Raw genomic sequence first — 15260 nt, 5'->3', positions numbered from 1 at the left:
CCTAGTCCAAAGCTTTTGTATGTAACCATTCAGAAAGCAAATCCGCGACCTCTATATTATTTAAATCCGACATAGGGAAATGGGTATTGCCATGTAATCCTACCTCCGGTAAATGAATAACGGTGACATCCCCACCCAGATCATTCAGCATTTTTGCCCATATCTTCATCAAGTACAAACGGCGTGTCCATTCATATAACTCCGGACGCTCATCAGTCTCGGGTAAATTATCTCCATAATAAATGACGATAGGGACCTTGGTATATTCCATGAATACGGACATAGGTACTTCAATGCCTTCCATTTTCTTGGAAAGCGTAATAAACTTAGCCTCCTCCGGCAATTGCCCTTCCGGAAAAGGAACCGCTCCACCCGGTTCGTATGACGCGATAGCTTTAATGTTTCTCGTCTTAAGCAATGTATTCCATCCAACGGGCCCGCCTTGCGAATGGGTAATAAATACGCCCGGGCCTATCTTGTCGAACAAAGCGGCGTAGGCATCCGAATAGACCTCAAAATCCGTCGTGCCAATAGTCGGCGTCATTTGACGAAAATATTGGTCCAAGGTTTCCTTATCCCGCTTAAACTGTACTCCTTCAAAATAATCCGGCCAGATACCTACACGAAAACGGTTAAACCAAACCTCCTCGTCAAACGCCGGGGAAATTGTCACGCTCTCCGTACCTCTACCGGCGTTCCCTCTACGAGGCTGATCGACAAGATAGACACTAAACCCGCAACGTAAGAAAATATTCTGGAAGCCCTCACGCCCGTCGGGTGTGGTTTCCCATGTCTTAGAAAACTGCCCTACACCATGGGCGAATACCAATGGGTATTTCCTCGCTCCGACCGGCTTTTGATAAAATACGTACGCATGGTCGCCATGATAAGTATGCCCTAATGAGTCAACCAAGACCGTACCTCCAATAGCGAAGCTGCCTTGCTCATCCACCATCAGGACACGCTCATCTCGCTGTTTACATCCAACAAGCAAAAGAATGATACTAAGTATAAAAACAGGTCTCATATTTCCGATAGCTAAATCTATTTCTGTACTTTTGATTCTTGTAACGCGTTATAACGGCTTCCCACTACAGGGATAGCGGAAACCGCATCCTCCAATTCCCTCATCTCACCGGCGGTGAAAATGATATCCGCAGCACGTAAATTCTCCTCCAGATGAGACAGCTTCGTAGTCCCCGGTATAGCTACAATCCAAGGTTTCTTATTCATTAACCATGCCAAGGCAACTTGCGCGGGCGTGATCCCCCGTGTCCTCCCAAAAGCATTCAGCACTTCCACGATCCGCATATTGGCACGGATAGCTTCCGGTTGGAAACGAGGTAAATCTTGACGATTGTCGTTTTCCGGATCAAACCGAGTATACTCGTTAATCAAGCCTCCCAAAAAGCCTCGATTTATCGGACTATAAGGAACAAAGCCAATACCCAGTTCCTCACACAACGGCAATATGCTATCCTCCACGGCACGATGCATCAAATGGTATTCACTCTGTATAGCCGTAACAGGGCAGATCCTATGGGCACGGCGGATGGTATCGGCATTCACCTCACAAAGCCCGAAATGTAATACCTTGCCTTCTCTGATCAATTCGTTCACAGTCTCAGCGACGACCTCAATCGGAGTGTTCGGGTCCGCACGATGCTGGTAAAACATACCGAGAGTTTCTACTCCAAGGTTGCGAAGCGAATTCTCACATACCTTACGTATATTGTTGGGAGAACTATCTTCCTCTGTCTTGATTTGTACGCCATCCACAAACTTATGCCCAAATTTAGTAGTTACAAATACCCGGTCCGAATAACCTTTCAACGCTTCGCCAACTAATCGTTCATTCGTTTGATAACCATAGCTCTCTGCCGTGTCGAACAAAGTAACGCCACGATCGATGGCCTCATGTACCAAAGCGATTACTTGCTTCTTGCCGGGATGCTGGCTGCGATGATAATTCAATCCCATACAACCGAAGCCAATAGCCGATACGACCATGGAAGCCGTACCGCTTCCCAAGGTTCGTTTTGCGCTAATTCCAGCCGCGACCTTACTACCTAAAGCCAAGGGCTCTTGCTTATCCCGGCTCTCATTAGCTACCATTTCATTGGATATAGAAGAAACACACATCGCGGCTCCCGACAGCATCGCCGACCTTAAAAATCCCCGACGATTTATTCCATTGTACTTTCTCATAACTTATGATCTTTTAATAAATAATCTATTTGTCGCAAAAATACCATGTTCCGACATCCGGACATGTACCAAAAATACGGATAGATATACCAATTTCATCGCTCGGAAGACAAAAACATAGGAAAAGAAGTACATTTGCGAAAACTAAAGAGATTAAGCCATGAATGAGATAATGAATATCAACACAGTACAACAATACAACGATTATTTCGGCATAGAAACCAGACATCCATTAGTCAGCGTTATCGACGGACGTGAAGCAAAGCCCCTGCGCTTTTGCAGAAAGCTATATAACCTTTATGCTATATTGCTGAAAGACACGGACTGCGGGCAACTGAAATATGGACGAAGTATATACGACTATCAAAAGGGAGCGATGCTCTTTCTTGCCCCGGGCCAAGTATTGGGTTCGGAAGACGATGGATTATTACACCAACCGGAAGGATGGGTATTGGTATTCCACCCCGAGCTTTTACGAGGAACGCCATTGGCCCATATCATGAGGGACTACTCCTACTTCTCTTACTATGCGAATGAGGCCCTTCACCTTTCGGGACAAGAGCGCAAAACGGTGATCGAATGCATGGAAAGGATAAAGGAAGAACTGCAATACCCTATTGATAAGCACAGCAAATCATTGATAACAGATAATATAAAGCTATTCTTGGATTATTGCACACGTTTCTATGACCGCCAGTTCATCACACGTGAGAATACGAACCAAGACACATTTGCCCGATTCGAGGCATTATTAAACGAATACTTCAATTCAGGAAAACCAGCCCTATATGGGATACCGTCCGTACCCTATTGCGCGGAGAAACTCTGTTTGTCCCCTAACTATTTGAGCGATTTGCTGAAAAAGGAAACTGGCTTATCGGCATTGAAACACATCCAGCAAAAAACACTGGAGATTGCCAAGGAACGAGTGTACAATACTAAAAAGACAATCAGCGAGATCTCCTGCGAGTTAGGATTTCCTTATCCGCAGCACTTCAGTCGATGGTTTAAAAAAATGGCAGGCTGTACGCCTAATGAATATAGAGCGGCCAATTAATAGGTTTCCACCAGCCTGTCATCCAAACCTGTCAATTATACTCCTTATCCGTCACAGCCCGAAGTTGTACGGCATGATTCTCGATCGCATGTTCCGTAACGGTCATACATACGATAGAGCTACCCGGTGTCGCCCCATTCCAATGGCGTACATTAGGAGGTGTCACGATCACATCGCCTTTCCGGATCACACGTTTCTCTCCTCCTTCCTCTTGATAATATCCTTCTCCATCAAGTACTAACAAGGTTTGTTCGGCATCCGGATGGTAATGCCAGAAATTACGGCTGTTAGGTTTGAATATAAAATGCGCGATCATCGTATTACCTGACTCCTTCAACAAGGAGACATAGACATCCCCCGTATTATACTCCGACGAAGCCTTTGCGTCGGCAGGGAAAATCAATGCCTCAGCCGTCTTTACGCCTTCCTCCTTTTTCCCCTCCAAACAAGAACTAAAAGAAAATAACACAGCAGACATCACGATCACGAAACCAAAGAACCGGCTATAGGATCTATCATTCATACCATTACTTAAATTTGTCTCCATCATTTTACTTTTTCATTTATATGACAAAGTTACTTATAGATACCATAGCCTCTGTATATATATTACAGATGTTTGTAACGCTATTACGGTTTCCTACCAAAGAAATCATGTTTAGACCTATTCCTTTGATCATAGATATCGATATTTATTCTTATTTTTGTCCATCTAAAACTAATAGAAATAAATATGAGACGGATTCTTACGATGTTGTTTGTTTCGGTATTTATGCTTTCGCTATGCCCGCTGCATGCGCAAGAGACTGAGACATTGGTGCTGATTGATACGGATATGGGTAAGATCAAGGTGAAACTGTTCAACGACACGCCGTTGCACAGGGATAATTTTATCAAGAACGTAAAAGAACACCGTTACGATGGATTATTGTTCCATCGGGTTATCAAGCAATTCATGATACAAGGAGGCGATATCAACTCGAAAGACGCTCCTTTGGATGCGCATCTGGGCGACGGAGATTTAGATTATACCATCCCCGCCGAGTTCGTGTATCCGAAATATTTCCATAAGCGGGGAATGCTCTGTGCCGCACGTACCCCGGATGAGGAAAATCCTGAGAAGGCCTCATCTGCGACTCAATTCTATATCGTGACCGGAAAGTTCTTTACGGAGATGGAGTTAGATAAGATGACCAAGGAGAAAGGCATCGAGTTTACTCCGGAGCAAAAAGAAGCCTATATGCTGGAAGGCGGAACGCCTCATCTGGACGGGAACTATACGGTGTTCGGAGAGGTTATACAGGGTATGAAAGTCGTGGATAAGATACAGTTCGTCGAGACGAACGCCGATGACAGACCCACGAAGAACATAAAGATCAAGTCAATGAAACTCATAGAAAAATAAGTATAAAATGGAAAATCAAGCAACTGAGACAAGGGTGCTTATGCACACCAACAAAGGAGATATAAAGCTGAAATTATATAACGACACGCCATTACATCGTGATAACTTTATCAAGTTGGTAAAAGAAGGGCAATATAACGGCTTACTGTTCCACCGTGTGATCAAGGATTTCATGATACAAGGAGGTGACGTGACTTCCAAGGATGCCCCGATGAACAAGCAACTGGGAGCGGGCGATCTGGGCTATACCGTTCCCGCCGAATTCCGTTACCCGAAATATTTCCACAAGAAAGGAGCCCTTTGCGCCGCACGTACCGGAGACGAGGTGAACCCGGAAAAGGCCTCTTCCGCCTCCCAATTCTATATCGTAACGGGGAAAAAGTATTCGGAACAAGAGTTGAACCAGATGGAAAAGCAATTGGAAGGCCGTCTGAAACAAGAGATATTCGCCCGCCTGCAAAACGAGAACAAGCCTAAGATCATGGAATTCTATCGCAGTGGTAACAAGGAAGAACTGGCGATCCTTCGTGATACCTTGATTGGCAAGACCGAGCTGGAGGCCGAGAAGCGGAAAGACGAGGTAAAGTTAAACCCGGAACTCCGTGAGGCTTACAAGAACGAAGGTGGCGTACCGTTCCTCGACAATCAATACACGGTTTACGGCGAAGTGGTAGAAGGCATGGATGTCGTAGACGCCATACAGTCCTCCAAGACCAACAAGCAAGATCGTCCGACCGAGAATATCGTCATTAACTCCGTAGAGATCTTATAATGCGGTTATCGGCTTCATAAACAGACGAAGGGTTATCGTAAATACCAGTAATAAAAGAGCTATCTTGAGAAAGATCATACATATCGATATGGATGCCTTTTATGCCTCGGTGGAACAACGAGACAATCCGGAGTTGCGAGGAAAACCCCTAGCGGTCGGGCATGCGGAGCAGCGAGGCGTAGTAGCTGCCGCTAGCTACGAAGCCCGGAAATATGGGGTACGTTCCGCCATGGCGTCTCAAAAAGCCAAACGTTTATGCCCGGACCTGATATTCGTACATGGAAGGATGGACGTATATAAATCCGTCTCACGCCAGATCCACGAGATCTTCCATGATTATACGGATATCATAGAACCGCTTTCCTTGGATGAAGCCTTTTTGGATGTCACTGATAATAAACGAGGCATCTCTCTCGCTGTAGATATCGCCAAGGAGATCAAGAAACGGATCTGGGATAATTTGAACCTGATAGCGTCAGCGGGAGTCTCCTACAACAAATTTCTAGCGAAAATAGCCTCGGATTATCGGAAGCCCAATGGATTATGCACCATCCATCCAAGCCAAGCCCTCGATTTCATAGCACGTCTTCCCATTGAGTCCTTTTGGGGAGTAGGCCCCGTAACAGCCCGAAGAATGCATACACTCGGTATCCACAACGGGCTGCAATTACGGGAATGTTCGGGGGAGATGCTTACCCGCCAGTTCGGAAAGGCGGGAATACTTTATTATGAGTTTGCCAGAGGTATAGACAACCGTCCCGTAGAAGCGGTACGAATCCGGAAGTCGGTAGGTTGCGAGCATACGCTAGAAAAAGATATCTCCCGCAAATCCTCTGTTATCATCGAGCTTTATCACGCAGCGACCGAACTTATCGGCAGGCTGGAACGTTCCGGATTCAAGGGAAACACACTGACCTTAAAGGTCAAGTTCCACGATTTCAACCAAATCACGAGAAGCCTCAGCCGTCCGGAAGAGTTAACAACCTTAGATAAGATCCTTCCCTTGGCCAAGGAATTACTGAAAGAAGTGGAATATACCGAGCATCCCATCCGACTGATCGGCCTATCCGTATCCAATCCCGTAAAAGAGGAGCCTCATACGAAAGACCGTTGGGAACAATTAAGTTTTGAGTTCAGCGACTGGAAATAACACTTGCCCTAGAAGGATAGCTTCATCATAAAACGTATACCCTTTGTCTGGATGCCTGGATGATCCTTATAGGTCAAACGCCATACATAATCCAAACGCAAGAACTTAAAGATATTCTCGATACCGACACCCGCCTCCATATAAGGAGTAGACGGGTCCATCAGGTAAGAGCCCTGCGGGAATAAGAACAAGCCCTCATTTTGCTCACCGATATACGGATTATTCTTATCCGTCAAGTGACCGAACATACCCCGGAAAGAAAAGACCTCTCTCCATTTTAACTTCTTGATAAGCGGAATACGGTTCAATAAGGCTCCGTTCATGAAATAAGTAATATCCCACGAAGCGTACTCATCATTGATGAACTCCATCGCGTTCATATTCGTATAAGATTCCGGTTGCACCAAATACGACAAGTTTGCGTTCGGCAAGATCAACAAAGGATAAGGGGCCTTTGTCCAAACTTTACCTGCCTTAGCGAGAATATCCACATAACCGAAAGCAGAGAACCAGAAACGTTTCTGAATACCGAGCTCCGTCTTCTGATAATCATACGAACTACCTAATACATCTTGGAAAGCCATCGTATGGTTCAAGGTGAATACCGGTGCGTCAAGCGTAATCGGATAACGGTAATTACGAGTCTGGTAGAATTTCTCATTCGGGGCGAAACGGAACTTAAACTCCACTTCCGACATCCGGTAGGAATCGGTAGCCGTGATCTGGCCATCCGGACCGATACGGTCGAACGCAGCGTAACCGGTTGAGTATTCCTTAAAATTCCGAAGTACCGCCCCATAAGCCCAGCCGTTATAATGCTCACGGTAATAGGTCAGTTCCATATTCCTTAAATAGGTGGCACGCGTATCTTTCTGCCGCTTCAAGGCCAAGAACATATTATCCTTGTTGGTATACATATACTGCTGACCTAACTGGTTGATATCATATAGGTACTCGAAGCGAATAGAATGCACGGGAAATTCTTTCCGATAATCCTTCTTATCGATAAAAGAATATTCTACGATACCATCATATTTCAACTTGCGGTCTTTCGATCCATAAGCCAAATAACCATCCAAGAAAAGACGTTTACTGAACGCCGTTGTCGTGGTTCCACCGACACGGAAGCGGGCCCCCTCAATCGCGTTACCACTGATATAGGTGTTCATCGGACCAAACTCGAACTTGCTCTTCTCCGGAATCTTATTCGTCGCGATATAACCGGAGGTAAGGATCGAAACAACCTTCTCCGTCACATAGAAAATAGGAACGGAACGAAGTTTCGCCATTAGCAACTCCACGTTATTCTGCTTACGAGTTCCCGCCTCAGTAGGACGATTCTCCTCCCAGAAATCCGCCGAACGGCGATAAGCTTCCATCGGTATAATAATAGGTGCGCTCTCCTCGAATACTTTAGGATCATCGGGTCCCTCAAACGCTTGATTCGAATAGATATTCAAACGGCGGGCATACATTCCTTTCGATTTCTCCGTCAATTTGAAGTCCACGTTGATATCATCTTTCGTAATGATACGAGTCCCATCCGGGGCACGGTCGAAAGTCTGCTCGATCGTCATTCCACCGACAAAATTCAAGTTGATCTTCTTCGGGACATTCAACTTAACCTTCTGCACGAAATAAGTAGAATCCAACGTGATAAAAAGATGTCCCGTAAAACCGAACGTCTCCGGAGTAAACGGAGCGAAACCCAAATCCACACATTTCTGTCCGGCGACCTCCACCGTGTCTAGCAAATAATATTTATAGAAGTTAGGCCCCATCGTAGACATCGGGCTAACAAAACGGTTCAAGAACAATGGAATATCATTCTGGAAGATATTCACTTCCCGGAATACCTCATTCAAGAACTGTTGCATACCGTCTCGTGAGAAGACCTCATCCACACCAGCCGCTTTCGTAGCCAGAACGACCCTCTTTTCCGTCTTCGGGTCTTTACGGTAATAAACGGTCTGGATTTTCTCACGTTCGGATACCGGCAAGATCGTCTTTCCCACCTCCAACGTATCGATAAACTCAGTCAAGAAGTCAAACTTTCCCGCCTTTCCATCCTTTTTCGGTTTCGGTTGGTAATCGTTCATAGCGAAGACCATCTTCTCGTATTGATCATACCGAAAATAATCATGATTATGAGGATCGTTGCTCTCCCGACGTGCGATAGCGTTTTTGATAAAGGTAACCGCAGGATTATCCTTCTTCCGATATCTTTCCTTTCCCGGCTTGATAATCACCTCCGACAAATTAATACTTGTCGGAGCTAACTGAATCTTCAAATGTTCCGCTTTACCCGGAACGAATTTCAATTCTTTCTCCGTATAACCCAGATAAGAGACCTGTAAAGTACGTACCTTAGATGAAGAGGAGAGCGTAAAAGCCCCATCCAGATCTGTCGTAGCACCTATCGTAGTTCCCTTCAAAATCACAGCCACATAAGGCAAAGGTTCTCCCGTAATAGAATCAGTCACGATTCCTTTTATCATGTAGTTCTGGCTCTTCGCTACCCAAGCGAACGCCAATAAAAGCCATATAAAAACAATTCTCTTCCCCATCAGATCTGACACCTCATTAAACTCCGCAAAAGTACAACAGGATCATTTATATAAATGTTCCAAAACACATGCAATATATTCCAATTAGCAACAAAACAGGCAAAAATACACACGTATATACGCAACGCCCCTCAACAATATAGGCATAGGCCTGTATCTATACCAGCGTAAGCCAACACCTATACTGGCGTGTGCCCTCGCCTATACCGGCGTGGCACGAACCTACGAACGACTAATCTGAAGCCCCTTATTCGACAAGCTCATCTCCACGAACCGGGCGTTCGAATTGGGTGGAGAAAGAGTCAATATCTTTCGGATTTGCAGGGCCGCACCCGGGTCTTTCGCTACGATATATAAGTAACCACCACCGCCTGCTCCCGGAAGTTTATATCCCAAGGCATAAGCCTGTATCTTGGAGATAATAGCTTCCACCGCCACCGGATTCGTTCCGGAATCGAGTGCCTTATTTTGCTCCCAAGTCTTTCCGACCAATTTACCATAAGTCACGAAGTCTCCGCATTGGATCGCCTCGTACATATCAAGCGCATGAGCTTTCATCTCGGACAAAAGACCTAAATGCGCCTCGCTATTCAAGAACATACCTCGTACGATTTCCGATAAAATATCTTTTGCCGTACGAGTAATTCCCGTATAATAAAGAAGATGACAAGGCCGGTATTCCGGATCAGTAAACAAGTATTCCGGCAGCCAACGTACCAAAGGATTCTGATTAAAACCCTCGTTCGTTTGCAAGAGTTTCAAACCGTGCAATACGCCACCGTATTGATCTTGCCATCCCCCGCCGGTAGTCAGTAATTGTTCTAAAATCAAGGTGCGGTTTCCGATCTCATTCTTATCCCAAGCCAAGCCACAAAAGTCAGAGATAGCGCCCAGCACAGTAGCCGCGAGGATCGAGCTAGTGCCTAAACCGGAACCCGCCGGTATCGCCGCCAACAAGGTAATCTCCAGCCCGCTACCAAAAGCTTCCAACTGGACATCCAAAGAAGCATAAGCCTCCGCCGAGAATTCCGGGATAAATCCCGCCAAGGCCAAAGCCGCTTTCGGAATGGAAAACGGCGACCCTACCTTATTATAATCACGAAGCTCATCCCATGAGGAGATAACCTCCATCGCTCCCAGATCGATCGAGCGAAGGATAATCTTATGGGTATCGGAAGGCTTGATATAGACTTGTAGCGGTGGTTGCCCGTTTAACTCGATCGCCACGTTCACCACGTTTCCACCCGCATATAAGCAATAGGGCGGCGTATCTGTCCACCCACCTGCCAAATCGATACGTACCGGACTACGTCCCCATACGATCTGGTCCCGATAGACATTCAAACACGGCTGCTGCTTACTTCCGAGGACGGAACCGACCAGCCCCTCCCGCAACAAAGCGAAAGCCTTTTGCTCCTCCTCCTTATACGCTACCCCCGAGATCTTCATCACCTGAGAACGGAACATATGATTATGTATCCTTTTCATCAACGGATTATCCTCGGGAAGGGCTTTCGGTAAGACAATCTTGTCTTTGGCGAAGCTTTCCGCCGCATCCGAAAGATCCAATTGATAGAATACACTTTTCTCATGATTAGCGGCCAATAATAACCAGTCTTTTTTACGGAAAACTTCTCGCTGAGCTACTAAACGGCGTAAATTCGCTTGATCGGACAAATCATTCGCCGATAATTTTCGGGCGGAAAGCCAAATATGCTTTCCCTCTTCCCTATCCGGCTTCGTAATCATCCAGCGCAGCACTTTTCCCAGCTCATCCACGGTTTGGCAAACAGGAAACAAAGGTGCGTTTTGTATATCCTCATTCCCTCTCAAGGTGATCCCTCGCTCCATCGCCCAAGTCAAGATAGGTTTCCCCATAAACAAGGTAGACACATCAGACAAGGCCCCTTTAAACAAGTCATTAAAACCATAGGGCCTTGCCGCCCAATTAGCTTCCCCTACCGGGACAACATCTACACAGACACCTTCCGGAAGAGATAAGTTCCAATTATTCTCCGGAACACCCGTTATAATTTGCTGGCCACGTAACGTCCAATTCTCACCGATATAACTATTCTCTATCCATAATTCCGAATTCTCAGCGGTCAATTTCTGGTGTAACACCGCATTCTGCACAAACATGGCGGGATGTGGTTTCACCTTACGCTGCATGATCGCACGTTGATCCCTAACTAAGTTCTGTACCGCCAATGTAGAGGAGATCAACTCACGGCTAGTTCCATAATGATAGAACTCTCCACCCGGAAGCGGCAGAATCGCTACTGAAAGCTGATTCAACTCCGAGTCCGTGATACGTGGATTCTTCCCCAAGGCCAACCCGAACTCAGCATATAAATCATACGCCTTCATCGCCTTGCCATCCTCGGTATAGGAATGTTTCATTAATAACCGCACCGCCTTGTCGCTTAGCAGCCAGATACCGATATCCATCAAGAATAAATGACTACCCGCCAATTCCCCCAAAGTTTCCAACGAAGGCTTCTGTAGCATGAAGTCCAGAGTGTCCGGAGACTTACGGCTCGATACAAAAACCCCGTGATTCTTGGCCAACGAAGGCTCGACCCATAAACCGTAACAAACCACATCTACCTCAGGAATCTCCTGCAAAGGCTGGTTAGCACGGATATATACGTCACCGCTAGCGATCAAGGTATGAAGCGATTCCGGTGCCTTTTTCATGATCCGTTCATAAAGAGGTAATTGCAAGGACAATAAGTTCTGGGATAACCTCTGCCCTCTTGCCCAGCGAAACACAGGGATCGGAGTCAATATTTTCCCGGATGGCGCATATCCGGGCAAACGGCGGCTTTGCCCTCCGGCATGCAACAAGATACGCTTCTCCTGTCCCAACCACTCTTCCGTCGGTACATCCGGAGCCTCTTTTTGCCGGGAGGCCTCCAACAACCAAGTTGTTCCTCCCCCGGACCCTAAGCGGGCGCCTACCGGATCCGAGGTGCAAAACCATTCCTCTGTACTTACATGCTCTACCGCATGGAAACAATCTACCAAATTTGGAGGTAAAGACAATAACTTTTTCATACCCATGATCATTCTAAGACTCCATCTTATTTTTCGAAAGCAAAAGTAACTTAAATTTTCTATACGGATATCCATTAACCCTTTTTATTACAATTTGTATGGAGTTCAAGCCCACTCAACTTCTTTAACACACCCATAAAAAAGTTTGTTTTTACTAAAACGCACTATCAATCAATCCGTTTCCAGTATCTTGGTTGTTGTTTAATTAAATATAGGACATATGGTATACGGTTATGTAAGAGTCAGTACAGACAAACAAACTACTGAAAACCAGCGATTCGAGATTGAGAAATTCACAAAATCGAGGAACATGAGAATCGACAGGTGGGTAGATGAGACGATCAGCGGGACAAAAGTAATCGCCGATCGCCAACTTGGTAAATTATTAAAGCAAATACGTAAAGGCGACATCCTGATCACGACGGAACTGTCACGTCTCGGACGTAATCTTATGCAAGTTATGAGCTTCCTTCATCAATGTATGGAAAGAGACATCATTGTATTTACGGTAAAGGAAGGTTACGAACTCGGAAATAACATTAACAGTAAAATCTTGGCATTCGCATTTAGCCTAAGCGCCGAAATTGAACGCAACCTGATTTCGCAACGAACGAAAGAAGCGTTGGCTCGGAAAAAAGTGCAAGGTGCCAAACTGGGCCGTCCGAAAGGAGAGCGACCGGAAACCTGTAAGCTAAAAGGTAAGGAAGAGATGATCTTGCAGTATATTAAAGAACATAAGACTAAAGTATATATCAGCAAGAAACTGGGAGTAAACCGGCAAACCTTGAGGGAATTTCTCAAGACTCATCCGGAAATTCCACGAAAATGGAAAAGAATACAGAAGGATTAACAACTCAAGCAACAATTAACGTATGTTAAATTAGTTTAGTTTAGCAGACTTATCGCTCGTTTATTTGTTTATTCCCATTAACTTGCGGAGGAATAAGATAGAAATATACTTGAAATATCCTAAAAAACATTTCATCCTTTATTCCTCTATCATTCATAAAACGCCGCAAGGTTAACATGTATTCAAGACATCAAACATTTGTTTAATCTTTTAATATAAATCTTATGGAAAAAACATTGGTTATTTTAAAGCCTTGTACCGTTCAGCGAGGGCTGATCGGTGAAATCGTAACCCGTTTCGAAAAGAAGGGACTCCGTCTGGCCGGCATGAAGATGGTTTGGCTGACTGACGAGATCTTGAGTGAGCATTACGCCCACCTAAAAGAAAAGCCTTTCTTCCAACGGATCAAGGACGCGATGAGTGTATGCCCGGTAATTGTATGTTGCTGGGAAGGGGTAGATGCCATACATGTAGTAAGAACCTTGGCCGGCGCTACCAATGGTAGAAACGCCGCTCCCGGTACGATACGGGGAGATTATAGTATGAGCGTACAAGAGAATATCGTACACGCATCAGACTCACCGGAGACAGCCGAGATCGAATTGAAACGCTTCTTCAAGGATGACGAGATATTCGATTATGAGCTGAAAAACCTATTGAGTCTTTACGCCAATGACGAGTTTTAAATAAAAAAGAATAGCCGGAAACGAGAGAAATCATTCTCACCTTTCCGGCTCTCATATTTAGAAACCAACATCCTATTCTCCCGAACTGAATGAACAACCTAATTACTAATCTAAAAATCTAATACCATGAAAAACACACTACTATATCTATAACAGGGCATCCCCGCAAAATGTTTAAGAGATTTCATCCTGAAATTAGAAAGCCGATAAAAAACGTTTGTACGCCTCCAGTTGCCTTTCAAAACAGAAAGTTGTCTGGGATAATCTTAAGCAGTTCGCTTTTAGCTGTCGATACTCCTCATCCGGCAAGTGGCTCATGGCCCGTATATTTTTAGAAAGTCGCTCATAATCTCCGGGGGCCGAGACAAGGCCCAACTGATTCTCCTTTACAATCTCCTCGCCCTCGCCGCCTCCACAAAACAAGATAGGAACGCCTAACGGCAGCAAATCAAATAATTTAGAAGGTACCGCCCCCCTTATACGAACCGTCAAGGGGATAATGGAGGCATGGTAACGTGTAAGCTCCTCACGCATCCGTTCCTTGGGCAAAGAGCCATGATAAAAGACCCCTTTATCATGTGTCCTCACATAATCCTCTATCTCCAAGGCTTGATTGCCCCCTCCAAATAAATGAAGCTCCGCTCCCATCCCTTTAAAATCGATACGCTCTATCAACTCCAATATATTCTGCGCCACGCCCAGCAAACCGGCATAGACGATCCTGAAAGGCTTCCGAGAAGAAGGGGGGTGATTCGGTAAAACAAAACGATGCTGTAAATTCCGATACAAGAACGAGGCCTTGCCCGGCTCATACCGTTTTATATAATCCACGATCTCCTTACTCTGCCCTTGACAGGCCGTGGCCTTACGATAAAGGAAACGCTCGATACGCCCCATCACCCCATGATAAACGCCCCCCTCTTTCATGGCCCCCAGCTCCACGGCCGACAATGGCCAAAGGTCTGAGACGTTCAGTACCACCTTTTTCCGGTAGCAACAACGAAAAAGCAACATGGCCGAGGCCGCCGCCAAAACAGGAGGGGTCTGGATGATCACCTTATCATAAGATTTTATACGCTTACGCTTGAGAGCGAAACACCAAAGGGTCGTGGCGAAAGCGCACATACTGGCAAGACGGACCAACGGTCTCCTCGAGATCGAGGCATACGTCCAGTACCTGAAGACCGTTATCCCGTTTACATCCTCTGTCTTGGAAAAAGCCCCCCTATATCCATCAAAGATACGTCCCTTGGGATAATTGGGTAGGCAAGTCAACACATCCACCTTTATCCCTAAGCCGGACAGTCCTTCCGCCATGTTCGTAATGCGTGAGGGTGCCGCACCGATCTCTGGAAGATAAGAGGGAGAAACGATCAAGACCCTCATTCCTTCCGGTTCAAAAATTCCACGATCCTTCCACAAGCCAATCCATCGCCATAGGGATTGACCGCCTTGCTCATCGCATCGTAATAAGCCGTATCATCAAGCAACGCCGAGACCTCGCT

The 15260-nt window shown here is 45.7% G+C and carries 12 protein-coding genes and 1 pseudogene; 6 read left to right on the top strand and 7 right to left on the bottom strand.

All coding sequences use genetic code 11. From position 1 onward, the window contains the following. Position 1: 1 nt before the first annotated feature. On the bottom strand, positions 2–1027 hold the full coding sequence (locus tag DWX84_RS19440) for an alpha/beta fold hydrolase (protein WP_005867989.1): 1026 nt from the start codon (positions 1025–1027) through the stop codon (positions 2–4). 17 nt (positions 1028–1044) lie between these two features. Then, positions 1045–2208 (bottom strand): aldo/keto reductase, encoded by a 1164-nt coding sequence (locus tag DWX84_RS19435; protein ID WP_005867987.1) that lies wholly within the window; start codon positions 2206–2208, stop codon positions 1045–1047. Positions 2209–2368: 160 nt separating this feature from the next. On the opposite strand from DWX84_RS19435, the gene DWX84_RS19430 reads away from it, so the two are divergent. Continuing rightward, on the top strand, positions 2369–3265 hold the full coding sequence (locus DWX84_RS19430; RefSeq protein ID WP_005867986.1) for an AraC family transcriptional regulator: 897 nt from the start codon (positions 2369–2371) through the stop codon (positions 3263–3265). A gap of 31 nt (positions 3266–3296) precedes the next feature. Here the strand turns inward: DWX84_RS19430 and DWX84_RS19425 are convergent, their stop codons facing one another. Then, positions 3297–3815: a cupin domain-containing protein gene (locus DWX84_RS19425; protein ID WP_048928260.1), complete on the bottom strand. Its 519-nt coding sequence runs from the start codon at positions 3813–3815 to the stop codon at positions 3297–3299. Positions 3816–3998: 183 nt separating this feature from the next. Between DWX84_RS19425 and DWX84_RS19420 the strand changes: the two genes are divergently transcribed. The 3 genes from DWX84_RS19420 to dinB all read left to right on the top strand — a co-directional run bounded on the left by DWX84_RS19420 (position 3999) and on the right by dinB (position 6592). Continuing rightward, entirely contained in the window at positions 3999–4670 is a 672-nt protein-coding gene (locus DWX84_RS19420) for a peptidylprolyl isomerase (protein WP_005867983.1), read from the top strand. A gap of 7 nt (positions 4671–4677) precedes the next feature. After that, entirely contained in the window at positions 4678–5442 is a 765-nt protein-coding gene (locus tag DWX84_RS19415) for a peptidylprolyl isomerase (RefSeq protein ID WP_005867982.1), read from the top strand. A 64-nt stretch (positions 5443–5506) separates the two neighbouring features. Further along, positions 5507–6592, top strand: a complete 1086-nt coding sequence (gene dinB, locus DWX84_RS19410; RefSeq protein WP_083434142.1) for a DNA polymerase IV — start codon at positions 5507–5509, stop codon at positions 6590–6592. Positions 6593–6600: 8 nt separating this feature from the next. Here the strand turns inward: dinB and DWX84_RS19405 are convergent, their stop codons facing one another. Next, entirely contained in the window at positions 6601–9159 is a 2559-nt protein-coding gene (locus DWX84_RS19405; protein ID WP_048928259.1) for a DUF5686 and carboxypeptidase-like regulatory domain-containing protein, read from the bottom strand. Between the two features lie 222 nt (positions 9160–9381). Then, positions 9382–12231: a bifunctional fucokinase/fucose-1-phosphate guanylyltransferase gene (locus tag DWX84_RS19400; protein WP_229103474.1), complete on the bottom strand. Its 2850-nt coding sequence runs from the start codon at positions 12229–12231 to the stop codon at positions 9382–9384. A 208-nt stretch (positions 12232–12439) separates the two neighbouring features. Here DWX84_RS19400 and DWX84_RS19395 point away from each other — a divergent pair, with 208 nt between their 5' ends. Then, the gene (locus DWX84_RS19395; protein ID WP_005867974.1) at positions 12440–13069 is read left to right on the top strand and encodes a master DNA invertase Mpi family serine-type recombinase; all 630 of its coding nucleotides are present in this window, start codon (positions 12440–12442) and stop codon (positions 13067–13069) included. A gap of 224 nt (positions 13070–13293) precedes the next feature. Continuing rightward, positions 13294–13755 (top strand): nucleoside-diphosphate kinase, encoded by a 462-nt coding sequence (gene ndk, locus DWX84_RS19390; RefSeq protein WP_005867972.1) that lies wholly within the window; start codon positions 13294–13296, stop codon positions 13753–13755. Between the two features lie 195 nt (positions 13756–13950). Here the strand turns inward: ndk and DWX84_RS19385 are convergent, their stop codons facing one another. Both DWX84_RS19385 and DWX84_RS22000 read right to left on the bottom strand, forming a co-directional pair. Beyond that, the gene (locus tag DWX84_RS19385) at positions 13951–15141 is read right to left on the bottom strand and encodes a glycosyltransferase family 4 protein (protein WP_005867971.1); all 1191 of its coding nucleotides are present in this window, start codon (positions 15139–15141) and stop codon (positions 13951–13953) included. Continuing rightward, positions 15138–15260 (bottom strand): annotated as a pseudogene (locus DWX84_RS22000) (UDP-N-acetylglucosamine 2-epimerase); the annotation flags it as partial. The gene DWX84_RS19385 and the pseudogene DWX84_RS22000, both read right to left, overlap by 4 nt.

Origin of the sequence: Parabacteroides sp. AF21-43 (assembly GCF_003635435.1) — a bacterium.
In the GTDB taxonomy this organism is placed as follows: Bacteria; Bacteroidota; Bacteroidia; order Bacteroidales; family Tannerellaceae; genus Parabacteroides; species Parabacteroides distasonis.
Note: the sequence above shows the minus strand (reverse complement) of the source record. Positions and strands in the feature narration are given on the sequence as shown.